General features: G+C 38.8%; 24 protein-coding genes. 8 read left to right on the top strand and 16 right to left on the bottom strand.

All coding sequences use genetic code 11. The annotated features are described in order from the left end of the window. Complete coding sequence (locus DRW42_RS08925; RefSeq protein ID WP_207908365.1) at nucleotides 1–819, bottom strand: 2,3,4,5-tetrahydropyridine-2,6-dicarboxylate N-succinyltransferase; 819 nt, start codon at nucleotides 817–819, stop codon at nucleotides 1–3. Nucleotides 820–1023: 204 nt separating this feature from the next. Between DRW42_RS08925 and DRW42_RS08920 the strand changes: the two genes are divergently transcribed. Further along, nucleotides 1024–1425 carry an RNA-binding S4 domain-containing protein gene (locus tag DRW42_RS08920; protein ID WP_113948487.1) on the top strand — a complete coding sequence of 134 codons (402 nt, stop codon included), beginning with the start codon at nucleotides 1024–1026 and terminating at the stop codon, nucleotides 1423–1425. Here DRW42_RS08920 and DRW42_RS08915 read toward each other — a convergent pair. Next, the gene (locus DRW42_RS08915; RefSeq protein ID WP_113948486.1) at nucleotides 1422–2195 is read right to left on the bottom strand and encodes an EcsC family protein; all 774 of its coding nucleotides are present in this window, start codon (nucleotides 2193–2195) and stop codon (nucleotides 1422–1424) included. The two genes, DRW42_RS08920 and DRW42_RS08915, sit on opposite strands and share 4 nt — an antisense overlap. Before the next feature lie 110 nt (nucleotides 2196–2305). On the opposite strand from DRW42_RS08915, the gene DRW42_RS08910 reads away from it, so the two are divergent. Then, nucleotides 2306–4228, top strand: a complete 1923-nt coding sequence (locus DRW42_RS08910; protein ID WP_113948485.1) for a TlpA family protein disulfide reductase — start codon at nucleotides 2306–2308, stop codon at nucleotides 4226–4228. Between the two features lie 126 nt (nucleotides 4229–4354). Here the strand turns inward: DRW42_RS08910 and DRW42_RS08905 are convergent, their stop codons facing one another. Both DRW42_RS08905 and DRW42_RS08900 read right to left on the bottom strand, forming a co-directional pair. Further along, nucleotides 4355–4837, bottom strand: coding sequence for a nucleoside deaminase (locus tag DRW42_RS08905; protein ID WP_113948484.1), 483 nt, complete (start codon nucleotides 4835–4837; stop codon nucleotides 4355–4357). A gap of 101 nt (nucleotides 4838–4938) precedes the next feature. Further along, nucleotides 4939–5538: an OmpH/Skp family outer membrane protein gene (locus tag DRW42_RS08900; protein ID WP_113948483.1), complete on the bottom strand. Its 600-nt coding sequence runs from the start codon at nucleotides 5536–5538 to the stop codon at nucleotides 4939–4941. Between the two features lie 1163 nt (nucleotides 5539–6701). Between DRW42_RS08900 and gyrB the strand changes: the two genes are divergently transcribed. From gyrB to DRW42_RS08880, 4 genes are all read left to right on the top strand, one after another. Then, on the top strand, nucleotides 6702–8660 hold the full coding sequence (gene gyrB / locus DRW42_RS08895; protein ID WP_113948482.1) for a DNA topoisomerase (ATP-hydrolyzing) subunit B: 1959 nt from the start codon (nucleotides 6702–6704) through the stop codon (nucleotides 8658–8660). A 267-nt stretch (nucleotides 8661–8927) separates the two neighbouring features. Next, nucleotides 8928–9266, top strand: coding sequence for a PadR family transcriptional regulator (locus DRW42_RS08890; protein ID WP_113948481.1), 339 nt, complete (start codon nucleotides 8928–8930; stop codon nucleotides 9264–9266). Next, entirely contained in the window at nucleotides 9267–9929 is a 663-nt protein-coding gene (locus DRW42_RS08885) for a hypothetical protein (RefSeq protein ID WP_113948480.1), read from the top strand. Between the two features lie 2 nt (nucleotides 9930–9931). Continuing rightward, on the top strand, nucleotides 9932–10612 hold the full coding sequence (locus DRW42_RS08880; protein WP_113948479.1) for a hypothetical protein: 681 nt from the start codon (nucleotides 9932–9934) through the stop codon (nucleotides 10610–10612). Nucleotides 10613–10778: 166 nt separating this feature from the next. Here the strand turns inward: DRW42_RS08880 and DRW42_RS08875 are convergent, their stop codons facing one another. From DRW42_RS08875 to mdh, 11 genes are all read right to left on the bottom strand, one after another. Next, nucleotides 10779–11705: a bestrophin family protein gene (locus DRW42_RS08875; RefSeq protein WP_113948478.1), complete on the bottom strand. Its 927-nt coding sequence runs from the start codon at nucleotides 11703–11705 to the stop codon at nucleotides 10779–10781. A 26-nt stretch (nucleotides 11706–11731) separates the two neighbouring features. Further along, nucleotides 11732–12229, bottom strand: coding sequence for a hypothetical protein (locus DRW42_RS08870; RefSeq protein ID WP_113948477.1), 498 nt, complete (start codon nucleotides 12227–12229; stop codon nucleotides 11732–11734). A 225-nt stretch (nucleotides 12230–12454) separates the two neighbouring features. Further along, nucleotides 12455–13807: a sensor histidine kinase gene (locus tag DRW42_RS08865; RefSeq protein WP_113948476.1), complete on the bottom strand. Its 1353-nt coding sequence runs from the start codon at nucleotides 13805–13807 to the stop codon at nucleotides 12455–12457. Beyond that, a complete protein-coding gene (locus tag DRW42_RS08860) occupies nucleotides 13808–14485 on the bottom strand; it encodes a response regulator transcription factor (protein ID WP_113948475.1) in 678 nt (225 codons plus the stop codon). A gap of 346 nt (nucleotides 14486–14831) precedes the next feature. Then, a complete protein-coding gene (locus DRW42_RS08855) occupies nucleotides 14832–15368 on the bottom strand; it encodes an SRPBCC family protein (RefSeq protein ID WP_113948474.1) in 537 nt (178 codons plus the stop codon). A gap of 63 nt (nucleotides 15369–15431) precedes the next feature. After that, nucleotides 15432–15827: a group III truncated hemoglobin gene (locus DRW42_RS08850; protein ID WP_113948473.1), complete on the bottom strand. Its 396-nt coding sequence runs from the start codon at nucleotides 15825–15827 to the stop codon at nucleotides 15432–15434. Next, nucleotides 15817–16251 (bottom strand): hypothetical protein, encoded by a 435-nt coding sequence (locus tag DRW42_RS08845; RefSeq protein WP_113948472.1) that lies wholly within the window; start codon nucleotides 16249–16251, stop codon nucleotides 15817–15819. The genes DRW42_RS08850 and DRW42_RS08845 overlap by 11 nt, the downstream gene beginning before the upstream one ends. A gap of 58 nt (nucleotides 16252–16309) precedes the next feature. Next, a complete protein-coding gene (locus tag DRW42_RS08840; RefSeq protein ID WP_113948471.1) occupies nucleotides 16310–16741 on the bottom strand; it encodes an aspartyl protease family protein in 432 nt (143 codons plus the stop codon). 58 nt (nucleotides 16742–16799) lie between these two features. Beyond that, complete coding sequence (locus DRW42_RS08835) at nucleotides 16800–18605, bottom strand: S41 family peptidase (protein WP_113948470.1); 1806 nt, start codon at nucleotides 18603–18605, stop codon at nucleotides 16800–16802. 71 nt (nucleotides 18606–18676) lie between these two features. Beyond that, nucleotides 18677–19483 (bottom strand): AraC family transcriptional regulator, encoded by an 807-nt coding sequence (locus DRW42_RS08830; RefSeq protein ID WP_208643531.1) that lies wholly within the window; start codon nucleotides 19481–19483, stop codon nucleotides 18677–18679. Nucleotides 19484–19617: 134 nt separating this feature from the next. After that, nucleotides 19618–20556 carry a malate dehydrogenase gene (gene mdh, locus DRW42_RS08825; RefSeq protein ID WP_113948469.1) on the bottom strand — a complete coding sequence of 313 codons (939 nt, stop codon included), beginning with the start codon at nucleotides 20554–20556 and terminating at the stop codon, nucleotides 19618–19620. A gap of 241 nt (nucleotides 20557–20797) precedes the next feature. On the opposite strand from mdh, the gene DRW42_RS08820 reads away from it, so the two are divergent. After that, nucleotides 20798–21055, top strand: a complete 258-nt coding sequence (locus DRW42_RS08820) for an FEKKY domain-containing protein (protein ID WP_482811914.1) — start codon at nucleotides 20798–20800, stop codon at nucleotides 21053–21055. Between the two features lie 16 nt (nucleotides 21056–21071). Here DRW42_RS08820 and DRW42_RS28580 read toward each other — a convergent pair whose 3' ends face one another. Further along, entirely contained in the window at nucleotides 21072–21905 is an 834-nt protein-coding gene (locus DRW42_RS28580; RefSeq protein ID WP_147243698.1) for a ribosomal eL19 family protein, read from the bottom strand. A 215-nt stretch (nucleotides 21906–22120) separates the two neighbouring features. On the opposite strand from DRW42_RS28580, the gene DRW42_RS08810 reads away from it, so the two are divergent. Continuing rightward, nucleotides 22121–22573, top strand: a complete 453-nt coding sequence (locus DRW42_RS08810) for a lipocalin family protein (protein ID WP_113948466.1) — start codon at nucleotides 22121–22123, stop codon at nucleotides 22571–22573. The last annotated feature ends 1195 nt before the right edge of the window (nucleotides 22574–23768 follow it).

Genomic DNA, 23768 nt, shown 5'->3' with positions numbered 1-23768 from the left:
TTAAACTGCTACATTATTTTCCCTCAACGCATCGTTAAGTGAAGTTTTTTTATCAGTACTTTCTTTACGTTTTCCGATAATTAAAGCACATGGTACCTGAAATTCGCCGGCAGGGAATTTTTTGGTATAGCTACCAGGAATTACTACCGAACGTGCAGGAACAACACCTTTGTATTCAACAGGAGTTGGGCCGGTAACATCGATAATTTTGGTCGATGCAGTTAATACCACATTAGCTCCAAGTACCGCTTCTCTTTCTACTTTTACACCTTCTACCACAATGGCTCTCGAACCTAAGAAAGCGTCATCTTCGATAATTACAGGAGCGGCCTGTACAGGTTCTAAAACACCACCAATACCCACACCACCACTTAGGTGAACGCGTTTACCAATTTGTGCACAAGAACCAACGGTAGCCCAGGTATCAACCATGGTACCTTCATCAACATAAGCGCCAATGTTTACGTACGATGGCATCATGATTACACCTTTTGCCAAAAACGAACCATAACGTGCGCTTGCCATAGGCACAACGCGAACGCCAGTTGCTTTGTAATCGGTTTTTAATTCCATTTTATCATGGTAAACAAATGGACCGCTTTTAATTTCTTTCATCTCGCGGATCGGGAAATATAAAATTACAGCCTTTTTTACCCATTCATTAATGCCCCAGGAGTTTAAAACTGGTTCGGCAACACGGATTTCGCCTTTATCCAAACCCTGAATTACGGTTTCGATGGCTTCGCAATAGTTGCTATATTGTAAAAGGGTTCTGTCTTCCCAGGCGGCTTCAATTAATTTCTTTAAATCTGAATACATGATGTTTTTAAATTTTACGCAAAATAAATCAATTTTTGTTTATTAAAAGGCTAATTGTTTAAATTGTTTTGTTCCGTGTAGTGTAAAAGATTGTTAGATTGTTGAAATTGCTGCCAGTGTAAAAACATTTTAGAGATTGTTGTAGGTAACGATTTAATAATAAAGCAATAAAACAATTTAACAATTCTTTATTTTTGCACCTTTATGACAGAGACAGAAAAACTTCGGATCGATAAATATTTATGGGCGATAAGGTTATTTAAAACCCGTAGCCTGGCTACTGATGCCTGTAAAGCCGGAAGGGTGAAACTGAAAGGGCAGAATATTAAACCTTCGGCCATTGTAAAAGTTGGTGATGTTTACCAGGTTTCGAAAGGGATTGAGAAGAAAATTATCGAGGTGGTAGAACTTTCGTATAACCGAACCGATTCGCCAACTGCCCTAACTAAATATAAGGATTTAACACCTGTTGAAGATACGCATGCCTTTAAATCGATGTTCCATGCACCGAGCTTAAAACGGGATAGGGGTACAGGCCGACCAACGAAGAAAGACCGCCGCGAAACCGATGACCTGATTGGCGGAATGTTTGAGGAAGAAGATTAGTTTCCGGTTTTCAGTTTCCGGTTTTCAGTTTCCTGCGAACTGGTAACTGCGTACTGCAAACTGAAGTGCCTCATTCTATAACTCATCATAGCGGTTTTGCCCAGTTTTTCGATCAGTTTATAATTAGCAACTGCACCAACTGCTGCGCCAACAAAAGGAAGCATCTGTGCCAGTTTTGCCAGGTCGATGTAATCACGGTACTGCTGCTGGAAGGTTAGCCAGTCGAATTCATCGATATTTGTGGGCAACTCATGTGCCTTATCATCCCAGTTTTGCATCTTGAAAAATACATTCTGGCTTTCTTCCTTGCTTGAAAAGGCCAATTGAAAAATATGTAAGATGTATAAACGCTCGCGGTAATCTTTAACATCGTATCCATAAACGGCGGCAATATCAAAAAGCATTTTCATTTTTATGCCCAATAACAATGGAAAGTCGGCAAGGCTCATTAAAAAGCCTCCTGCGCCTGTAATTCCGCCTTCGGCAGCGCCGGTTTTTTTATAATTATCAATTTTTTGTTTAACCAGGGCCTCGCGGTGCAGCAGTGTTAAGTTAATAACCGGTTTCGAAGTGGTAAAGGTTGAGCCAAAAAGTACGGCCTTTACCATTTGTTTAATGGCGGTTGTAATGGCATTATGAACCTTATCGGGGATATAGCTGTTAATTTTTTTCTGCACTTTATCCGTCACCTTACTTAAAAGAGAAGGTTTTTGTAAGGTTTTGAACTTCCAGAAATCCAGCTCACTATTTATTTTTTGCTCATAGGTCATGTTTATTCTCCTGCAATAATTATTCCTTAAAATTTAATGTAAATTTATTATGAAAATCCAATATTAAACTATATATTTAGTTCACCTAATTTAAACCTAATTCTTTCATTATGAAAACCTTGAAATTATTCTTTTTATCTGCGCTAGCTGTGGGAACGGCAAATGCACAGGGTGTGAAGTTTTCGGCCGATAAACCTGCGGCAGGAAGCAAAGTTACCTTTACTTACGACCCCAAAGGCACCAATCTCGAAAACTTAACGGACATAAAATGTACCGGCTTTACTTTTTTTTCAAGAACAAATCCTAAAAATGCCAAAATAGACCTGGTTAAAGAAGGTGCTATTTACAAGGGAGAAATTTCTACCGCTGATAGTGTAACACTTGTTGGACTAGCCTTTTCGGTTGACGATAAAAAGGATGAAGCGCCTGACGGTTATATTCTGGAATTTACAAAGGCTGGAAAAGTGCCTGCAGAGGCCTATCTGAACAAAGCTTTTTTATATGGATTGGCAGGGAATTATTATCTCGGATTAACCAGCGATCCTGAAAAAGCCATTGCCAATTACAAACAGGCATTTGCTTTAAAGCCAGAGTTGAAAAAGAAAAATTTAAACCAATATCTATCGCTTGAGTATAAAGCAGATAAAGAAAATGGCACAAAACTGATCAATGAAAATATTGCGAGGCTATCTAAAATAAAAGATCCTAAAGAAGATGATCTGAGCGGTATTGTAGGTTTATACTCGTTGTTGAAGAAAAAAGCTCAGTCTGATTCAGTAAAAACAATCCTGTTGAAAAAATATCCAACCGGTAATTATGCCTGGGGAGAAGATATGAATGCCCTTTACGGTACTAAGGATTTTGCAGCACAAGAGCAGAAAGCAACGGATATGATTCCCAAATTTAAATTCGATGCCGGAAAAAAAGCAGATGCCGATAAGTTAAATGCCATCTATGGCATATTGGCGAACGCTAGTATACAGGCAAAAAATACCGAAAAATTTGAGCTGTATGCAAATAAAGTGAGCAATAAACAAACGAGGGCAAATTTGTACAATTCTTTTGCCTGGCCATCAGCAGAGAAAAATGAAAATGTAGAGGTAGCTACAAAACTTTCAAAACAATCACTAAGCCTGATAGAAGAAGCAAAAAATGATGAGGTACCAGCCTATTTCTCTTCAAAAGAGGCTTTTATAAAATCATTGGATCAATCTTATGGCATGTATGCCGATACTTATGCTTTATTACTTTACCGTCAGGGTAATTCTAAAGATGCATTGGCAGTACAGGAAAGAGCACTAAAATCATACACTGCAATACCGCCGGATGTATCGAGCCGTTATATCACCTACCTGATTAAAGAAGGACAAAATGATAAAGCATATATCGAATCCGAAAAATTAATCAAAGATGGTAAGGCCACTGATTCGCTAAAAGCTGATTTTAAAAGGTTGTATACCACTTTAAAGAAAGAAGGAACTTACGAAAGCTATATTGCCAACTTAGAAAAAGCAGCGTTGGAAAAAGAAAGGGCAGAGTGGACAAAAAAAATGATCAATACTCCTGCACCGGCATTCTCTTTAGTTAATTTAAAGGGCGAAACGGTTAGTTTGGCCAGTTTAAAAGGAAAAATAGTGATTTTAGATTACTGGGCAACCTGGTGCGGTCCATGTGTAGCCTCTTTTCCGGGCATGCAAAAAGCGATGGCGAAATATGCTAACAATCCTAATGTGGTATTTATTTTCGTAAACACCTGGCAAACGGAAGATAACAGGGAAAAACTGGTAACTGATTTTATTGCCCAAAAGAAATATAATTTTAACGTGCTTTATGATACCAAAAATGCCAAAGATCCATCAAAATTTGATGTAGTAAGCGCTTATAAAGTTGATGGTATCCCAACAAAGTTTGTGATAGATGGTGATGGGAATATCAGGTTCAAAGCAGTAGGTTTTTCTGGCACTGATGATGGTGTGGTGAAAGAAATAGATGCCATGGTTGGCTTGTTGGCTGCTAAAGAATCAAGTAAATAAGTAATATTAACAAGAGTGATCGTCATTTCGAACGGAGTTTAACGCAGTCGAGAAATCTATAACAGATCTCTTCTTTTCACTAAGTTCCAGTTGAGATGACGGTCCTTTTATTATACTTTAAACTTCTTAATAATCAATCCGCATTGCCGAGGTTTCCCATAATTTAAAAGCCGCCAAAGCTTCATCGCGCATCAACTGAATCACCTTAAGACTTCTTTTTTCCATTGGTTTATCCAGTTCCTCGTAAATAAACTTATCGCTAAAACCAATATGTTCAGCATCAGCTTTGGTGTTCGCGTAATAAATGGTTTCAATCCTGGCCCAGTAAATGGCGCCTAAACACATGGGGCAGGGCTCGCAACTGGTATAGATTACGCAACCGCTTAAATCAAAAGTATTCAACTCGGTACATGCCAGCCTAATGGCCGAAACTTCTGCATGTGCCGTAGGATCGTTGGTTGAGGTTACTTTGTTTGCCGATTTTGCAATCAGTTTCCCGTCTTTTACCACTACTGCTCCAAATGGTCCGCCAATGCTTTCACTAACATTTTGTACCGATAAATCGATGGCCATCTGCATATATTCCTGGTGTTGTTTCTCTATGTTCATTTTGTTAAGTTTAATAGCCGGTTATTAATTTATCCAAAATTATAGCACAAAAAAAATGCCCCGATTTAGTGCGGGGCATCTTCATTTAAATATCTTTTAGCTTATTTTTTGCTGTATTCTGCGTTTAAGCCTTTAATTACTTCCGATGTTACATCTAAGCTTTCGTCGGCAAATAAAATAGCACTGTTACCTTTTGAGTAAGTTAAAACCATTTTATAACCTTTTTCCTTCGCATAACCTTTTAAATATTCGGCAACTTTATCATAAAGTTTTTCGTTTTCTGTTGCCTGCTCATTCTGCAAAGCACCACCCGCATTTTGTTGATAAGTTTGTAGTTCCTGTTGTTTACGTGCTAAACGCTCTTCAGTGCTTTTACGCTGATCGGCCGATAAAGTTGAAGCTGATTGTTGATACTGGGCAACTTCTCTTTGAAAAGCCTGACCTTTTGCCTGCATATCTGCCTGTGCATTTTTGGTCTTTCCTTCAAATTTCACTTTAAGGTCTTTGAAGTATTCATATTTTGTAAGCAACGAATCAGAGTTTACATATACAATTTTCTCGGTTGGAGAAACCGCTGCCGTAGTACTCTCTGTTTTTTTCGTTTCAGTAGTTTTAGTGTCTTTGTTCTGGCATGCCGACAAAGCAGTTATTAAAGTTGCTGTTGCAAGTAAACCAAAGGTTTTAAAGGTTCTTCTTTCCATTATTGTTTAATAAATTTTAGCAAACTTATATAAATTAGTTTTGATATGCAATTTAAAGAAAAGCGTATCGCAGTACAAAGGTGCTTTTACGTTTGGCGAATTGCGTTTGACGTTTAATTTACTCAATGCTAAGTGCCTAACACCGGAGCCCCAATCTGATACAGATGATTTGAAAAGCAAAGTTCCAATTTCAAACGGTTATTATTCCCGCTGTCCGCTTTATTTCATGCTCGCTTCCATCGGGTTTAGGTGGCACGGCCGGTGCTACTATTTGGGGTTGCGGGGTGGCAATAGCAGATTTCGAAACACCAAACGTTCCTACGGAACAAAAACGCCAATTTAACAATTGGCTACCCAGCAATCGTCCCTACGGGACCGAATCGAGAGAAAAATACCCACCTCTTGTCCTGATTTTTATGGAGATAAAAAGAGTATACACAGCTATAAAAATCCGTGTTTATTTTGTGTGCATCTGTGACCAAAAAAAACCTTAACGATTTTCACTGCAATGATAGGCAATTTGTTGATTTATAATAAAACGCTCCTACGGGACGGAATCGAGAGAGAATCACCATCGTTACACAGCTATAAAAATCCGTGTTTATCTGTGTGCATCTGTGGCCAAAAAATCCTTAACGATTTTCACTGCAATGACAGGCAATTTGTTGATTTGTAATAAAACGCCCCTTCGGGACGTAATCGAGAGAGAATTACCATCGTTTGTTCCGATCTTGAGTGGATAAGAAGGAAGCACACAGCGATAAAAATCCGTGTTTATCTGTGTGCATCTGTGGTCAAAAAAACTTAGCGATTTACTACCATGTGAGTCAAATTGTTTTATCAAACGTCCCGTTAGGGACGATTCCCCGGTAGAAAAAAAAATGCAACGTTTTTTTCGTTCCATACGAACGTTTGGTAAATAATCTATTCATATTTACCATTATTTTAGCCACCTAAACCCAAAATGAATCCCGACGTAAAGTCGGGAGTTATGTAAAGCGGCCGAAGGCTTGGATTGGAATAAAGGTTTTGCTTTTCAAACCCCTTTTAATTCAGCAGGAGTGGCTTTTGTGTCAATCTTTTAACAGGCCAAAACTTATCCACATATTAGTTTAAATGCCAAAATTTGCGTATTTTTGATACTTATTGTTTTTAATTAAAATATGAGCGAAGAACAGGATTTAAAGTCAAATTATTCGGCAGATAATATACAGGTTTTAGAAGGTTTAGAAGCGGTGCGTAAGCGCCCTTCAATGTATATAGGTGATACTGGTGTTAAAGGTTTACACCATTTGGTTTACGAGGTTGTAGATAACTCTATTGATGAGGCTTTGGCCGGTCATGCAGATACCATCGACGTTAGGATTTTAGAAGGTAACTCCATCAGGGTTGAAGATAACGGACGTGGTATTCCAACCGGGATCAATACAAAAGAAAATAAATCGGCATTGGAAATCGTTATGACGGTTTTACACGCCGGTGGTAAATTTGATAAAGATACTTACAAAGTTTCCGGCGGTTTGCACGGGGTGGGAGTAAGCTGTGTTAACGCCTTGTCTACACATTTAAAGGCAGAAGTTCACCGCGAAGGTAAGATCTGGATGCAGGAATATAAAATTGGTGTTCCGCAGTATGATGTAAAAGAAGTTGGAACTACTGATAAACGTGGTACAATTGTAACATTTACTCCGGATGAAACTATTTTCACCCAAACTACCGAATATAAATACGATACTCTGGCCGGTCGTTTACGCGAGCTGTCTTTCTTAAATAAAGGGATTAAATTAACGTTAACCGATGAACGTGAGAAACTGGAAGATGGTTCTTTCTTTTCGGAAACTTTCCACTCAGAAGGTGGTTTAAAAGAGTTTGTAGCCTTTTTGGATGATACCCGTACCTCTATTTTGGCGGAGCCGATTTATATCGAAGGCATTAAAAACGGTGTTCCGGTAGAGCTGGCATTCCAGTATAACGATAGTTATTCAGAAAATGTACACTCTTATGTAAACAACATCAATACCCACGAAGGTGGTACACATATTGCCGGTTTCCGCAGGGGTTTAACCCGTACTTTAAAAAACTATGCCGATAAGGAAGGTTTATTAAAGAACGTAAAAATGGAAATCACCGGTGACGACTTCAGGGAGGGTTTAACCGCTGTTGTTTCGGTAAAAGTACAAGAACCACAATTTGAAGGGCAAACCAAAACCAAACTGGGTAACAGTGAGGTAATGGGATCTGTTGATGTTGCCGTAGGAGAGGCTTTGGGTAACTATCTCGAAGAAAACCCTAAAGAGGCTAAAATGATTATCAATAAGGTAATCCTGGCAGCTACTGCACGTGCGGCAGCACGTAAAGCGCGCGAAATGGTCCAGCGTAAGAGCGTAATGGGCGGCTCGGGTTTACCTGGTAAACTTGCCGATTGTTCTGACAGTGATCCCGAAAGATGTGAAATTTACCTGGTAGAGGGTGACTCAGCGGGTGGTACCGCTAAACAAGGTCGCGATCGTAACATTCAGGCCATTTTACCTCTAAAAGGTAAAATTTTGAACGTGGAGAAAGCGATGGAGCACAAAATCTACGAAAACGACGAGATCAAAAACATGTTTACTGCTATTGGCGTAAGTATTGGTACACCTGAAGATAATAAAGCTTTAAATTTAACCAAACTGCGTTACCATAAAATTGTAATCATGACGGATGCGGATATCGACGGGTCGCACATTACCACGTTGATTTTAACCTTCTTCTACCGTTATATGAGAGCCTTAATCGAAGCCGGATATGTATATATTGCTTCTCCGCCACTTTATCAGGTTAAAAAAGGTAAAGAGTTCGAATATTGCTGGACGGATGTGCAGCGCGATGCAGCTGTTCAGCGTTTAAAAGGTGCAGGTAAGGAAGATAGCGTTCACATCCAGCGTTATAAAGGTTTGGGTGAGATGAACGCAGAACAATTGTGGGAAACCACTTTAAATCCGGCTACACGTACCTTATTACAGGCTACGATAGAAAGTGCTGCAGAATGTGATCATACTTTCTCCATGTTAATGGGTGATGAAGTTGCTCCACGTAGAGAATTTATTGAGCGTAATGCAAAATATGCGAAAATTGATGCTTAAATAAGCTGAAATTCCAGAGAATATGTTAAGCCTCTTCAAGTTAAATCTTGAAGGGGCTTTTTTGTATGCAGCCCGCGTCATAAATTTTGTTCCCCTAAAATTTTGTCACGTTGAGCTTGTCGAAATGCTTTAGAGCTGTTATTGCATGTCATTCGACAAACTCAAAGGTCACAACTCTAAGTTTATAATATTACCTCAAGGAAGATATTAATATAAATTTTACATACATAATTTTCCTATGTATGTAAAAATGCATATATTTGATTTATGGCAGTTAATAACGAACTATTTAAAGGTACTTTACAAACGATCATTTTAAATCTTTTATCAGAGAATGAGAAGATGTATGGTTATGAGATTACTCAAAAAGTAAAATCCATTACGCAGGGCGAGTTAATGTTAAAAGAGGGTGCATTATATCCCGCCTTGCATAAATTAGAGGCAGAAGGTTTATTGGAAACGACAACAGAGGTGGTTGATAACAGGGTGAGGAAATATTATTCCTTATCTAAAGATGGAGAAAAAGAAGTCGTAAATAAACTGCAGGAAGCTAAAGATTTTATTGCCCAGTTACAGTTATTGTTAAACTTAAAACCGGCAATTTAAATGATATTAACAAATCAGCAGCATAAGGAAATTAAGGATTATATTTTTGATGCACCAAAATATATTGAAACCTATAACGAGGTTTATGATCATATGGTAAATGCGCTCGAAGATAGAGATGAGGTTTACAGTACCGCACTGCTTGCCAAAATTATTAATGACGATTTTGGAAGTTTTAATCAAATTAAAGCGGAGGAAGAACTTTATCAAAAGCAGATCAACCAAAACCAGGCAAAACATTTTTTAAATGAACTCACCGATTCGTTCAAATGGCCGGGTTTATTGGCAAATATCGTTAATCTAATGCTTTGCGCCTGTATTTATTGGAGTAGTACAAGATCAGCTTTTAATACAAAACCAATGATGGCGGCGATTTTTTTATGTTTTATTCTCGTCAACCTTTATGTGTATACGAAAATATGGATCCGCAAAAGAAAGCATAAAAAATATTCGATCTTTGACAACGCTTTAGGCAGCTTATCTACATTCGGTTTGTTTATCAGTGTTTTTGTTTTCTATTGGTTTATTAGCAACGATAGTTTAATTAGCGTAAACCAGCATAGTAAAGTCATCATTCTCCTTACCTTATATTTCTTCTGCAGCCTTTATATAAGGTCGTTCAGGAAATTTTATAATCAAAAAATTAAAATACTTATTGCCTGAATATGAAATTGACTAAAGAACAACTTGCCCGCATCAGGTCTTTTATCCAGCAAAAAGGCTTTAATTATATTGATGTTCAGATGGAGATTTTAGATCATGTAGCATCATCGGTTGAAGAAAGGATGGAGGCTGATCAGCATCTTAAATTTGAAGATGCGATAAGCCAAACCCACGAAGCTTTTGGGCCAGATGGTTTTACTGTTATCCAAAAATCAGTGGTTAAGGGGTTAAAGAAAAAGTACAGTAAATTTTTCTGGCAGAATTTTCTGAGCTATTTTGGTTATAAATATATCCTGATGGTTTTATTCCTCGGCTTTGTTGTTTATAAACTGCAGATGATGGTAAGCAATGATAATTTTTATACGATATATATTATTGGGATGTTCGGTATTGTTGGAATTTTGCTTCTTTATAATCTAAAAGATTCTATTTATAAAAAATACATGTCATATAGGTCTGCTGTTTCTTTTTTAACTTTCCTGGGGTCTTTTCTGGTTGTTACAAATATGGCCATCAGTAAAAGTAATCAAACATCAATATTCTTTTCTTTAAACAGAAGTTTTCTTATTGTATCGGTACTCATTACTTTATTTGTTATTTACTTTATTACTGCTCTTAAAACGGCTAAAGCTGGGATGAGAGAAAGTAAACAATTGATGGATAAGTATAAACTCGTGGTTTAAAATACCCATGATAACATCTGATATAAAAAAACAAAGCCATTCGGGATTCAGAATGGCTTTTGTCTTATTATACACTTAAATCCATAGATTCTCTTTATCCAAAGAGAAAGCTGATGGCATTAACTAACCACCTCAAACTAATGAGATTTATCTTAACCATTGGCGATTACAAAATGTAATACGAACCAACAGGTGCCAGTTCTGTTTGTGGCTTATCTTCGTAAATTTTATTGTCATCGAGCATCTGGCAAAGGTCGCGCTCAATGGTTCTGCATATTGTTGTGGTTGGTGTATCCGTAGGTTTGTTTTCAAACGGATCCTGAAGATGTACAGCCATTTTTTCAACCAGTAAAAAGAATGCTGCAATGGCCACTACCAGAGGTACTTCCATATAGCCAAAGTATTCAATCAGGCCAAAAGGCAGCAAAACAATAAATAAATGGATAGACATATTAATATACTTGCTATAAGTAACCGGAAAAACGGTGTTTTTAATCCTTTCCGATCCACCCATGTGGTTACACAAAGCACTAATGGTTTTGTCGATCTCTATCTGTTGATATTTATTGATCCAGCCTTCCTGTAATGCTTTTTTCAAATCCATTCCATGTAATTCCAAAATGCTGGCCGTTACATTTTTACGTTTCTTGATAAAAGCAACTTCATCAGCTGAAAGGTATTCTTCCAGGCCTTTTCTGGCGTTGAAACCCCTTAAGGATTGACTTAGCGCATAACACCAGGCAATTTGCCTTTTGATAAAACGGGCTTTAAATTCCTCAATTTCATCTTGCCCATAAGGATTTTCTACGAACGACAATATCTGGCGGGAGAGGGACCTCGAATCGTTTACTATGGCGCCCCAGAGGATCCTTGCCTCCCACCATCTATCGTATGCCTGATTAGAGCGGAATGCCAGTAAAAGGGAAATGATAGTGCCCAGCAGTGCAGGTACTGCAACCGGGATAGATATACGTGTTACATGGAAATTTTCATATAACACCACTATTCCTACAGAGTAACCTATTACAAACAGGACTTCTTTTTTGATCTTTCCGAATATATAAGTGAGCGGAATATTATTTCGTAACAGCATGATATGAAATTTTTATAGGTTAATGATTAAGCATTTGCTTCAAGCAATTGTGCTTCCTGTATTTTAGTATCGATTAAATTTTCTTTGGTATGAACAGTTAATGCATTTAGCTGGATCACTTCGCAGCCTGCACGTTCAGTTAATATTTTAGGGTCGATACTGTATTTGTTGATCGGAGTAAAAGCGTAATTTTTTAAGTAGGCAATGCACGATACATCAAACGCTTCGATAAAGTTTTTGAACGCAGCTACTGTACTTCCGTAAAAATATTCGATACCGATGGTATTAATCTGATCTGCATATTTAGCTTTGGCATTATTGATTTCCTGATAAAATCCGTCGCTAACATTTTCGTAATCACGGCTGCGGCGGCTAAGCATCAACATGTCTGTAATTGAATCAGAAAGTTTAAAAGCATGCACAAATATGATATTTAACTTTTCGCTGTTTTGGTGCTGCACCAATGCATCGATGATTTTAATGCTTTCTAATTTAAAATCTGTTGGTATTAATACTGTTTTCATGGCGATATCTTGTTTAAATGATTTAAATATTAATTTATACAAGTTTAGCCCGATGTTATTACAGCGAAATAAGAGCGAGATTAGAATGAGATTAGAGTGTACTCTTTTTGGGAATTTTTTGGTTAACTGTTTAATTGGTTAATCGGTTAATTGTATAGTACGACATCTAAAGCAGTTAACCAATTTAAACAATTAACCGATTAACCTTTTGTACGAATGAACCAATCAACCCTTAGCAGGAAGTAAAACTTTAATCTCCGTTCCAACGCCTTCCTGCGATTTGATGGCGATGCTACCACGGTGCAGGCGGATGATATTTAACGATAGGGGTAAACCAACACCATAACCTTTAAAGTCGTTGGTATTTGATGCCCGGAAAAATGGTTCAAATATATGCTGGATATCGGTTTGCGGGATCCCGATTCCGCGATCGGTTACCGCGATAGAAAGCATGTTTGCGTTACTCTCAATGCTGATGCTCACCAGATTTTCGTTAGAGTACTTGCAGGCATTGCTTACAATATTGCTGATGGCGAGTTTGATCAGGTTTTTGTTTACCCTGATGGAGAGCAGTTCCTCATCGTCGGGAAGTTTACTGAAATCGATTTCTATTTTACTGTTTGGATGAACCTGATTTACAGATTCTTTAATTTCCCAGAGGAGCTCGTCCATGCGTACTTCTTCCCAGGGTTGGTTTTTACCGTTAAAGCCCGATTGGGCCAGGCCTAATAAACTGGTTAAAATATGTTCCAGTCTTTCAGCTTCATCTTTAATTTTCGACAAAGCTTTTTCCTGTTTCTGCTGGTCATCAACGGTTTTTAAAGCCAGTTCTACTTCGCCGCTGATAATGGTAAGAGGTGTTCTTAATTCGTGCGAAGCATTGCTGATAAAATTATTCTGTGTTTCGAAAGCAGTTTCCAAACGGTTAAGCATGTTGTTAAAGGTTTGTGCCAGTTGCGACATCTCATCGTTCCCTTTTTTTACATCCAGCCTCAGGTGCAGGTTTTCTGCCTTGATTTTTTTTACACTTTTAATGATGTTACGGAGTGGCATGAGCATGTAATTGGAAAATTTCCAGCCCACAATAAAAGATAAGATAACAGAAAGGAAAAAACCGATGATCAGGATGCGCTGCAGGTCTTTCAACTCCCGGAAACCAACAGGATCGTTAGCCGAAACCACAACAATGTATCCATTATCACCACTCTTAAAGAATTTTCCTGCATAAAAATGATTTTCAGTACGGTAACGGGCTACATAGCCTGCCTTTATGCGGTTATAAAAACTAATGGGCAACTCACGGTCTACCTTAGCAGGAGCCTCGTTGGCCAGCATGATATATTCCTGTTCTGATGGGAGGCGCTCCAGGTACCGGTTACGCATTTTAGCATAAGCTGTATTGTTGGCATCCTCATAAAGTTTAATCTGTGCCGCAATATTAACCCTTGCTTCTAAACGTTTGTAAAAGTCTTCGAAAGCAAAATCATTAGAAAAATACCATACAAAACCACTTAACAGTGAGATGATAATTGCCGATAAAATGGCAAAAAGTAAAGTAATTTTCTTGGCGATGTTCATCTATTTTTCCTTCAAGATATAACCTAGGCCTACAGCGGTATGAATGAGTTTCTGATCGGCGTTTTTATCTATTTTTTTGCGGAGGTAATTTACATAAACATCAACCACATTGGTGCCGAGGTTGAAATCGATATCCCAAACATTTTCCAGGATATCAATCCGCGATAAAATTTTCGACCGGTTTTTGGCCATATATTCCAACAGGCGGTATTCGGTTGCGGTAAGTACAATTTCCTGCTGGTTCCGTTTTACGGTTTTAGCACTTAAATTAATCTGAAGATCGGCAATGGAAATAATCTGATCCTGCGAAACTACACCATGATACCTCCTTAACAACATCCTGATGCGTGCAAAAAGCTCTGCGAATTTAAAAGGTTTAATAAGGTAATCATCTGCGCCGTTATCCAGCCCGTTAACTACATTTTCGGTAGTACCCAGCGCCGTAAGCATGATAATTGGCGTATTGGGTTTCCGCTCTTTGATGATTTTGCAGAGTTCCAAACCATTTATTCCGGGTAGCATGATGTCGAGTATAATCAGGTCGAACTGATTTTCTAAAGCCATCTGTTTTCCGATCAGGCCATCAGGGGCAATACTTACAGTAAAACCCTCATCGCTCAGGCCTCTCGAAATTACAGAAACCACATTTGGTTCATCTTCTACAAGTAATAAATTCATTTGTTGGCAAGTAATCTAAAAAATAGGGAATTACAAAATCTTAATGGATTAATAGTTGATTTTTAACGCAAAGCCGACAGAATTGTTTGGTTGTTTAGGAGCTGCCCATAAAAAAGCCTCTCAAAAAGGAGAGGCTTTTATGTTAGATTTCTCCGCTTCGGTCGAAATGACGGTTGCTGTGGCTGGAAGTACAGTAGTTCATTAGCCATTGGTTCGTTTGTAAGCATGATGCAGACCCTTCGACTCCGCTCAGGGTGACAAAATGCATAAATAGTCGAATGAACCTCTGACTTCTGACATTGGTCTTCGGACTAAATAATCCAGTTTATCCTGGAAAGAAAGTTAATTAAACCCCCTTCTCCGATTTTTCTTTCAGGAATTTTAATCCATCTTCAAAATCCTTTCCGATCATTTTATCCATGCTTACAAAAACGCACATCCATTTGCTGATCAGGTTATTTTCTCCGCTCATGGTCCAGGTTACTTTATTGCTGGCTCCATCCGGCTGGATGTCGAATTTGGTATCTGCCAGACTTTCGAAAGGTTCTATAAATTTTAATTCAATATCAACCTGTTTGTTCGGTTGTACACTTTTAATTTTCATATAACCACTTCCGGTTTCTTTACCTTTCCATTCGTATAAATGGCCAGGCGCTCCGGCAACTCCGCCAAAGGTGGTTTTTGCTGTAGGCTCCATTTTTGCCCAGGGATTCCATTTGTAAAATTCTTTAAAGTCGGCGATGTTTTTGTAAATTACTGTATCCGGTGCATTAATTACGGTTGATCTGCTCACAGTATAACTTTTTGGCAGAAAGAAACCGCCAACAATAATGATTATTGCCAGCACGACAATAATGCCTAATAAGATTTTTAGGAATTTCATAATTCAATTTAGTTTGGTTAACTAAATTTAAAAAGAAACCACTGTAAATCAAAGCAGATTTTTTTACACGATTTTTATTTTAGGTTGGGGCGAATTGATTTTAAAATGCATTAAATCAGCTATAGATTGTGCTTTTTGTTTAATCAGATTCGCATTTTCGCCTTCAAAAAGATCATCAACGGTGTTGAAGAAAATGCTTTTCCAGGTCTCAAATTCTGCTGATTGCAGCGGTGTTTTATCGTTCAATGCAAAATGAACCAACATTGGATTGCCTTTATATGTCGCTTTGCCAAAAAGGATACTTTCCCAAAAATCGTACATTTTAGGTAAGTGATGTGCCCAGTCTACCTTGGCCACACTGGTAAATATCGGTCCGATTTTGTCGTTCTGCTGTATATTTCCGTAAAAGGTATCTACCAAAAGGATAATATCGGTTCTGTTGAGGATATCATTTTTCATGGCGCAGAGATTTTAAATTTGAAAAACCGAGGATAATCAGGGCCAGAAATTTGATCACGTCGATCATGATATACAATACATGATGGTAGCTTTTTATACCGGCATGGCCAGATAAAACCTGTTTAGCCCTTTCATCAAGTATGGGTAACAGCCAGAAAGTATCTGCCATTAAAAGAATGGTAATGGTGAACAGTAAAATACTGCGGATGTGAGTTAAAGGTGCGGGCAGCGAACAGGCTAAAATGATGACGAGCAACACCATTTCTATTTTATTAAGCGCCTGGAAAACCAGCTGGCCAATGCCCAAACCTAGTGGAATGGTGATGCCGGGAGCCTGAAATTTTAATGGCGCTTCTAAAAAACTGATCCCTGCCAGCAGTCCGGCCCAGAAAATGATACAGAAAATTGCAGTCAATTTTTTCATTGGATACAAATATCAGTTAAAATAACATTTCAGAAAATGACTCAAGTCACGGCTGAAGTTATTTTTGTTTATAAAGCTTTAACCGGAGTTTTTTATAATCGATAACGGCCTTATACTGCATTAAAATATCGCCACCGATAATGCCCATAATGGGAGGGTGACCAAACTGTTGATAGGTATCGCTCACCGATTGAAGATCGAAAGCAACGGTTTCGTAATCTTTAATTTTTAAGGAACCGATTTTCACCTGTGGAATGGTAGCCTGTATGGTTGTAGTGGTAGTAAAAAGCGTCGCCGCATTAATTTCGTCTGATACCTGCAGCGTTTCTGAAAGATGTTTTTCAATTAACGATTTATCGAACACACTCCTTGATGCACCGGTATCCAGCACGGCCAGATGTTTCTCTTTAAACATAACAACTTCCATTAAAAGGTGGAAGCCGTCGTCCTGTAGGTTGATCAGCTTTAAAGGGATTGAAATGGCTTTCATAGTAAATATTTATCTGCCTAAAATAGGCTAATTACCCGAAAACCATGTCAGATGTTGGTTATTTGTTTCGGATGAGTTTTTTAACAAACTCCATTTCAGTGTCGTAGGCGCTTAAAAAATCCTCAACCTTAGGCTGAACCAAATCGTCAGGTATTAACCCATGCCCGAAAGGAATACTGTTTTCCTTTTTCTCCACGGCAAATTTAATAATCGGGATGCGGCCCGTGAGTTTTGAGTTTGGCAGGGTGTAATGGATAAAATAACCACTAGTGTTGCCGTAATATCCTCCTCCGGTTTCTTCGCCAATAAAACGTGCTTTGGTATAATTTTTTGCCAGTGCGGCAAATTCCGATCCGCCTGAAAAGGTTAAGCCACCAATTAGGATATAAACATTGCCTTTAAACCGGTTAACCTGTGGCGTATCTCCTTTATATTTTCCGGGTAGCTCCAGATAGCGGCCATCGTTGCTGCGGTAAAACTCACCCCTTAACTCTTTCTCGAAATCATCCCGCGATTGTTGGGCCTGATATTCGGTATAATCAAGAAACGAATAAGTAAAGGATGGAATTTCGGCATATTGGTATTTTGGATATTCTTTATCAATGAGGTACGATAGCAGGTGATCTTCCATGCCCTGTGCACCACCTTCATTTTTCCTGATATCGATCACAAGATGTTGTATGTTACGCCCGGCTATTTGCTCGAAACTTTTTGCCAGGAATCCCTTAAAACCATTTCTTCCATTGGTGTAATTATTTGTAGAAAATGTGTTTACTGTTAAAGTTGCGGTGCTGTTTAATGTATCGATTTTCAAAGAAGCAGGCTCTTTATAATTGTAGTTGGGGATTGCTTTTGTTTCTTTTGTTACGAATTTCCCATATTGTTTAAAATTCAACGAAGGAATTTGGCTATAGCTAATCTTTTCGCTGGTTTTGGGGTTGATCAGTTCGAGATTAAATGCGTTGGGTTGTTGTTCGAAAAAACGCAGGTAATATTTGGAAAAAGCTGTTTCTATCCAATGGTACTTACTTGTGGTATTGTAACCATCGGCAGGCTCTATGGTTAAAAACTGCGCCATAATGTTTTCAATGTTATGCCCGTTAATGGCCGATATTTGCATTCCCCTGGTTTTGAAATGATCCAGATCATTCAGGATATAAACCTTTTGATCAAAAATCTTTACTAAAAAAGGGAAATACCTGCCGTTTTGCCTGATGTAATTATTCGTTTCCTCAGAAGGCTGAATGGCGCTATGTCCTTCTTTGGTATAAGTAACCACCGGGGCAACAAGCTGGTAAAATTCCAAGGCAGTCATGTGATCTTTTATTTTGCTTTTTTGCACATTGCAAAGACTGTCGAATTGGGTATAAGTATTGTACCATAAACCAACATGTGTTTCGATAAAAGCATTTTTCAGGATATTAAAATCCTGTTCAAGGGCTTTGTAACTCAGTTGTTTTAACTTTTTGGGCGGACTTTGTACCAGAACGGAATACTTGCCTTCTTTTGCATTGGTGGTTTCGGCCAAGGGTTTAACCGTGAGGGTGAAATTAGCCGTGCTATCGGGCGAGAAAACGATTTTTTCGCTGCCGAACCTGCCATTTGGCGAATCTACCTCCTGTAAGGTTTTTCCGTGCTGATCTTTTAAAATTATGGTAACATCAATCCCTTTTTGTTCTACCGTTATCGAATAGTAAAGATCTTTCTTCAGCAGGAAGCTGAATGCGCTTTCTTCGCCCTGTTTTAAGGTTAAATCGGTAGTGATGTGATCAACTTTAAGCGGAATCAGGTTTTTACCTACCTGTGCATATACGGAAAGGCTGAAGAATAAAAAAATAAGGAGAGTGATGCTATCTTTTTTCATTTGTATTGAGTATGATAGCAAAAATAAAGCTTAAAAGCCTAAAGCTGTTGTACGATATTGCAATTGCTGGTTTAAGCCCTTTTATACTCAGAAGGTGTTACGCCGGTAAAGCGTTTAAAATGCCGCGAGAGGTGTGCAACATCGTAAAAGCCCGTTTCGATGGCAACATCCATCAAATCTGCATCTGTGGTGATAAGTTTTTTACATTTCTCTATCCTTTGTAAAAGAATGTAGTTGTTGGGTGTTAAACCAGTTTCGTGTTTAAATAAACGCAGGAATTTATATTTATCCAATCCAAAACGTTTTGCAGTATCGGTTAAAGAAAATTTTTCCATCAGGTTTTCGCTGATGAAACTTTGGAACAGCGCTGTTTTTTTATATTCAAAATGCAAGCTTATAGCATAACGCTCAACCAGTTTTTCTAAAACATTTAGCAGTTGCTTTTCCAGGTTAACCTCAGGATTATTAAAATGGATGGATAAATAATAGAAAGTGCTGAAAAGCTCCTTGTCGTAAATGATTTTATCTTCAAAAAAAACATCAAAGCCTTTATTTAAGCTTTTGAGTACATCGGGTTGGATGTAAAACGTAAAGAATGAGTTGCCCAGTTTACCATCGCAAGGGGTGGCATGTACTTCGTTTGGATTAGTAATTGATAAAGTACCAATGGGGGCCTGTAAAAATTTATCGCTGAGTTTTGTACAGAAGGTCTGATTTAAAATCAGTGTGATGTTAAAGTTGTTGTGTGTATGAAAAGGAAAATCAATAGTGTGTTTTTTAGCATTTAACAATTCCAGACCATCCAAAATGGGTATTTTATGGTAGGTGCTGATGTTGTGGATGTCAGCCGGGAGGTGATCTATACCTTTGATGTTCAATTACTGAATGGTTAAAGCTAATTATTAATAGAAAAACCGTCATCTCGACTGAAACGAAGTGGAATGGAGAGATCTATCTCGAGGTAGATTTCTCGACTTCGCTGCGCTTCGCTCGAAATGACGACCTTTTATAGTTATACCAGCTTCATCTCCGCCAGTACACTGTTCATATTTCTTACGGCATCGGCACTTTTGTTAAATGCTGCCTGCTCATCTTCTGTTAATTTGAAATCGATTATTTTTTCCCAGCCACTGCGGCCCACAATTACCGGAACACCTAAACAGATATCTTCCTGTCCGTATTCTCCTTCAAGTGAAACGCAGCAGGTAAATAGTTTTTTCTCATCGCGTAAAATGGCCTCAACCAAAGCTGCTCCGGCTGCGCCGGGTGCGTACCAGGCAGAAGTACCGATCAATCCGGTTAAAGTAGCGCCACCCACCATTGTATCGGCTGCAACTTTATCAAGTGTAGCTTTATCCAGTAAATTGCTTACCGGTAAACTTTGATAAGTAGCCAAACGGGTTAGGGGAATCATGGTGGTATCGCCATGGCCGCCAATTACAAAACCCTGCAAATCGTTAGGGTTGCAGTTTAATGCCTGCGACAGATAAAATTTGAAACGTGAGCTATCTAATGTGCCACCCATACCTATGATGCGGTTTTTAGGTAAACCCAGCGATTTTAAGGCGAGGTAGGTCATGGTATCCATCGGATTACTGATCACAATGAAGATGGCCTCCGGAGAGAATTTTAAAATATTTTCGGCAACGCCTTTTACAATACCGGCGTTAATGCCAATCAGTTCTTCACGCGTCATGCCCGGTTTACGCGGCAGGCCCGAAGTGATCACCACCACATCCGAACCGGCAGTTTTGCTGTAATCGCCTGTAACTCCAGTGATTTTGGTGTCGAAGCCCAAAAGGGTAGCGGTTTGCATCATGTCGATTGCTTTACCTTCGGCAAAACCTTCTTTAATATCCAATAAAATAAGCTCGTTCGCTAATTCTTTGCGGGCAATATTATCTGCACAAGTAGCGCCAACTGCGCCTGCACCAACAACCGTTACTTTCATATATTATATTTTTAGTGGTTTGCTCATCGTTAAATATCCATCGAAGGTAGAAATAAATATAAGGTTTAAAAATGCTTTTCAAAACTCAATTAATATTTATGGAAATAAAAACATGCCGCATCTTAATATAAAAGCCATCTATGAGAATACTTTTTCTAGTATTGTCGATTTTCAATATGTCTGATTGTAACCTAAAGAAAAAAGATATGACCGATCATCGTCACGAGCTTGTCATGCTCGTATATACGGGCTGCCTGATTTCGAAAAACAACAAGCCGAAATGGTTATCGCCAAGCAATATGGTTTTACATTTAAAACGGTGGCGGGATGCATGGTTTCTGATTGGCTTAGAGATAGTGTAGAGATTAATAACCGCATTACTGAAAATATTTTAGCAGAGCAATACGGTAATGAATGGAAATTCAGGTTTTATCATGACGTAGATAATCTTTATGCTAAACAACTGCGATTTGTTTCAAAATTCAGTCGATTTGATTGACTTATTGGCCTGTTCTTTACGTTTTAAATTCGCTATAAATCGATACTGGTGGGGTCGCAATTGATATTGGAAGGGAAGAAATTGATACTGTCGGGATCGCAATTGATATTGGAAGGGAAGAAATTGATACTGTCGGGGTCGCAATTGATATTGGAAGGGAAGAAATTGATACTGTCGGGATCGCAATTGATATTGGAAGGGAAGAAATTGATACTGTCGGGGTCGCAATTGATATTGGAAGGGAAGAAATTGATACTGTCGGGATCGCAATTGATATTGGAAGGGAAGAAATTGATACTGTCGGGGTCGCAATTGATATTGGAAGGGAAGAAATTGATACTGTCGGGATCGCAATTGATATTGGAAGGGAAGAAATTGATACTGTCGGGGTCGCAATTGATATTGGAAGGGAAGAAATTGATACTGTCGGGATCGCAATTGATATTGGAAGGGAAGAAATTGATACTGTCGGGGTCGCAATTGATATTGGAAGGGAAGAAATTGATACTGTCGGGATCGCAATTGATATTGGAAGGGAAGAAATTGATACTGTCGGGGTCGCAATTGATATTGGAAGGGAAGAAATTGATACTGTCGGGATCGCAATTGATATTGGAAGGGAAGAAATTGATACTGTCGGGGGCGCAATTGATATTGGAAGGGAAGAAATTGATGCTGTCGGGGGCGCAATTGATATTGGAAGGGAAGAAATCGATACCGGCGGGGTTGCAATTGATACTGTACGCTTAACAATTAATACTGGAATGGAAACAATTGATACTGTATGCTGACCAATTGACAGTAGAAGCAAAACAATTGATACTGTATGCTTAACAATCAATACTGGCATGGAAACATTTGATACTGTATGCTAAGCAATTGACAGTGGAAACGAAACAATTGATACTGTAAGGTTAACAATCGATATCATACGCTTAACATTTGATACAGACAGGGAAACATTGATGCTGTACACAAATCAATTGATCAGGGTAACTCAACATTTGCATGAATAGATAAAACTTTATTTCCGATCTGTTGGTTATTCAATTAAAGCCTCTTATCATGGAAAACAAACCCCTTTCAAATATTGATTATAAAGCCTTTGAAGGCAAATGGTATTCTTTATACTCTATCCCAACCCTTTTGGATAAACACTGGAAACAGACTACCGAAACTTACACCCTGGCCGATGATGATCATTTCGACGTATACACCACGTATCATAAAGATGGGAAACCGGAAGAAAAATCGATTACTTCAAAACTGTTTTTTGATGAAGAAAAAGCTGATGGCGATATGAAAGCCCAGTTTTTATGGCCTTTTAAAATCGGTTACTGGATTATCGAGCTGGCCGACGATTATAGTTATGTAGTGGTGGGGCACCCCGACGAAAAATACCTTTTTATTATGGCCCGCGAGCCTAAAATGGAAGCCGATTTACTGGTGCACATTATTGAAAGGTGCAGGCAGAAAGGTTACGAAGTGAGTGAGTTGGTGAGTCAGGAGCATTTTTAACCTTTTCTTGCAAGTTTCTTTAAACCTCGCAGGTTTTTAAAACCTGCGAGGTTTTTTCTGCCCCCATGGTTCGTGTCTTCACGAACCATTTCTAAATTGATGTACTGGCCTTGTTAAATAAACCCGATAGGAGCGGACATCCCGATTTTTTCTATCGGGATAAAGCGGATAGCGGGACTGAAGCTCGCCATGAAAAACCGAACCCTACATTTCCCAAAATCAATATCGACCACCTAAGCCATCTTAGAACATTTAAGGGTATTCGGCATGATAAACCTCGCAGGTTTTTAAAACCTGCGAGGTTTTTTCTGCACCCATGGTTCGTGTCCTCACGAACCATTTGCTTCTGTGGTATTGGCCCTGTTCAATAAACCCGATAGGAGCGGACATCCCGATTTTTCTATCGGGATAAAGCGGATAGCGGGACTGAAGCTCGCCATGAAAAACCGAACCCTACATTTCCAAAAATCAATATCGACCACCTAAGCCATCTTAGAACATTTAAGGGTATTCGGCATGATAAACCTCGCAGGTTTTTAAAACCTGCGAGGTTTTTTCTGCACCCATGGTTCGTGTCCTCACGAACCATTTGCTTCTGTGGTATTGGCCCTGTTCAATAAACCCGATAGGAGCGGACATCCCGATTTTTCTATCGGGATAAAGCGGATAGCGGGACTGAAGCTCGCCATGAAAAACCGAACCCTACATTTCCAAAAATCAATATCGACCACCTAAGCCATCTTAGAACATTTAAGGGTATTCGGCATGATAAACCTCGCAGGTTTTTAAAACCTGCGAGGTTTTTTCTGCACCCCATGGTTCGTGTCTTCACGAACCATTTCTAAATCGAAGCACTTTCCCTGTTCAATAAACCCGATAGGAGCGGACATCCCGATTTTTTCTATCGGGATAAAGCGGATAGCGGGGCTGAAGCTCGCCATGAAAAACCGAACCCGATATTTCCAAAAATCAATATCGACCACCTAAGCCATCTTAGAACATTTACGGGTATTCGGCATGATAAACCTCGCAGGTTTTTTCTGCACCCCATGGTTCGTGTCTTAATTTTAGAAACGATAAAATCGTTTAGCTATTTATGCACTCGTTAATAAACAAGCGCAAACCCGTTTTAAACCTATCAGGTTTCAAAAAGCTGATAGGTTTGTATACCATATTTTGTTGATAAAATCCTGAC

Origin of the sequence: Pedobacter miscanthi (genome assembly GCF_003315595.1) — a bacterium.
Taxonomy (GTDB): domain Bacteria; phylum Bacteroidota; class Bacteroidia; order Sphingobacteriales; family Sphingobacteriaceae; genus Pedobacter; species Pedobacter miscanthi.
Note: the sequence above shows the minus strand (reverse complement) of the source record. Positions and strands in the feature narration are given on the sequence as shown.

What these genes read in the sequence shown, in the direction of transcription:
- DRW42_RS08925 (WP_207908365.1), bottom strand. Translation starts at nt 819, where the DNA reads ATGTATTCAGATTTAAAGAAATTAATTGAAGCCGCCTGGGAAGACAGA.
- DRW42_RS08920 (WP_113948487.1), top strand. Translation starts at nt 1,024, where the DNA reads ATGACAGAGACAGAAAAACTTCGGATCGATAAATATTTATGGGCGATA.
- DRW42_RS08915 (WP_113948486.1), bottom strand. Translation starts at nt 2,195, where the DNA reads ATGACCTATGAGCAAAAAATAAATAGTGAGCTGGATTTCTGGAAGTTC.
- DRW42_RS08910 (WP_113948485.1), top strand. Translation starts at nt 2,306, where the DNA reads ATGAAAACCTTGAAATTATTCTTTTTATCTGCGCTAGCTGTGGGAACG.
- DRW42_RS08905 (WP_113948484.1), bottom strand. Translation starts at nt 4,837, where the DNA reads ATGAACATAGAGAAACAACACCAGGAATATATGCAGATGGCCATCGAT.
- DRW42_RS08900 (WP_113948483.1), bottom strand. Translation starts at nt 5,538, where the DNA reads ATGGAAAGAAGAACCTTTAAAACCTTTGGTTTACTTGCAACAGCAACT.
- gyrB (WP_113948482.1), top strand. Translation starts at nt 6,702, where the DNA reads ATGAGCGAAGAACAGGATTTAAAGTCAAATTATTCGGCAGATAATATA.
- DRW42_RS08890 (WP_113948481.1), top strand. Translation starts at nt 8,928, where the DNA reads ATGGCAGTTAATAACGAACTATTTAAAGGTACTTTACAAACGATCATT.
- DRW42_RS08885 (WP_113948480.1), top strand. Translation starts at nt 9,267, where the DNA reads ATGATATTAACAAATCAGCAGCATAAGGAAATTAAGGATTATATTTTT.
- DRW42_RS08880 (WP_113948479.1), top strand. Translation starts at nt 9,932, where the DNA reads ATGAAATTGACTAAAGAACAACTTGCCCGCATCAGGTCTTTTATCCAG.
- DRW42_RS08875 (WP_113948478.1), bottom strand. Translation starts at nt 11,705, where the DNA reads ATGCTGTTACGAAATAATATTCCGCTCACTTATATATTCGGAAAGATC.
- DRW42_RS08870 (WP_113948477.1), bottom strand. Translation starts at nt 12,229, where the DNA reads ATGAAAACAGTATTAATACCAACAGATTTTAAATTAGAAAGCATTAAA.
- DRW42_RS08865 (WP_113948476.1), bottom strand. Translation starts at nt 13,807, where the DNA reads ATGAACATCGCCAAGAAAATTACTTTACTTTTTGCCATTTTATCGGCA.
- DRW42_RS08860 (WP_113948475.1), bottom strand. Translation starts at nt 14,485, where the DNA reads ATGAATTTATTACTTGTAGAAGATGAACCAAATGTGGTTTCTGTAATT.
- DRW42_RS08855 (WP_113948474.1), bottom strand. Translation starts at nt 15,368, where the DNA reads ATGAAATTCCTAAAAATCTTATTAGGCATTATTGTCGTGCTGGCAATA.
- DRW42_RS08850 (WP_113948473.1), bottom strand. Translation starts at nt 15,827, where the DNA reads ATGAAAAATGATATCCTCAACAGAACCGATATTATCCTTTTGGTAGAT.
- DRW42_RS08845 (WP_113948472.1), bottom strand. Translation starts at nt 16,251, where the DNA reads ATGAAAAAATTGACTGCAATTTTCTGTATCATTTTCTGGGCCGGACTG.
- DRW42_RS08840 (WP_113948471.1), bottom strand. Translation starts at nt 16,741, where the DNA reads ATGAAAGCCATTTCAATCCCTTTAAAGCTGATCAACCTACAGGACGAC.
- DRW42_RS08835 (WP_113948470.1), bottom strand. Translation starts at nt 18,605, where the DNA reads ATGAAAAAAGATAGCATCACTCTCCTTATTTTTTTATTCTTCAGCCTT.
- mdh (WP_113948469.1), bottom strand. Translation starts at nt 20,556, where the DNA reads ATGAAAGTAACGGTTGTTGGTGCAGGCGCAGTTGGCGCTACTTGTGCA.
- DRW42_RS28580 (WP_147243698.1), bottom strand. Translation starts at nt 21,905, where the DNA reads ATGCCAGTATTGATTGTTAAGCATACAGTATCAATTGTTTTGCTTCTA.
- DRW42_RS08810 (WP_113948466.1), top strand. Translation starts at nt 22,121, where the DNA reads ATGGAAAACAAACCCCTTTCAAATATTGATTATAAAGCCTTTGAAGGC.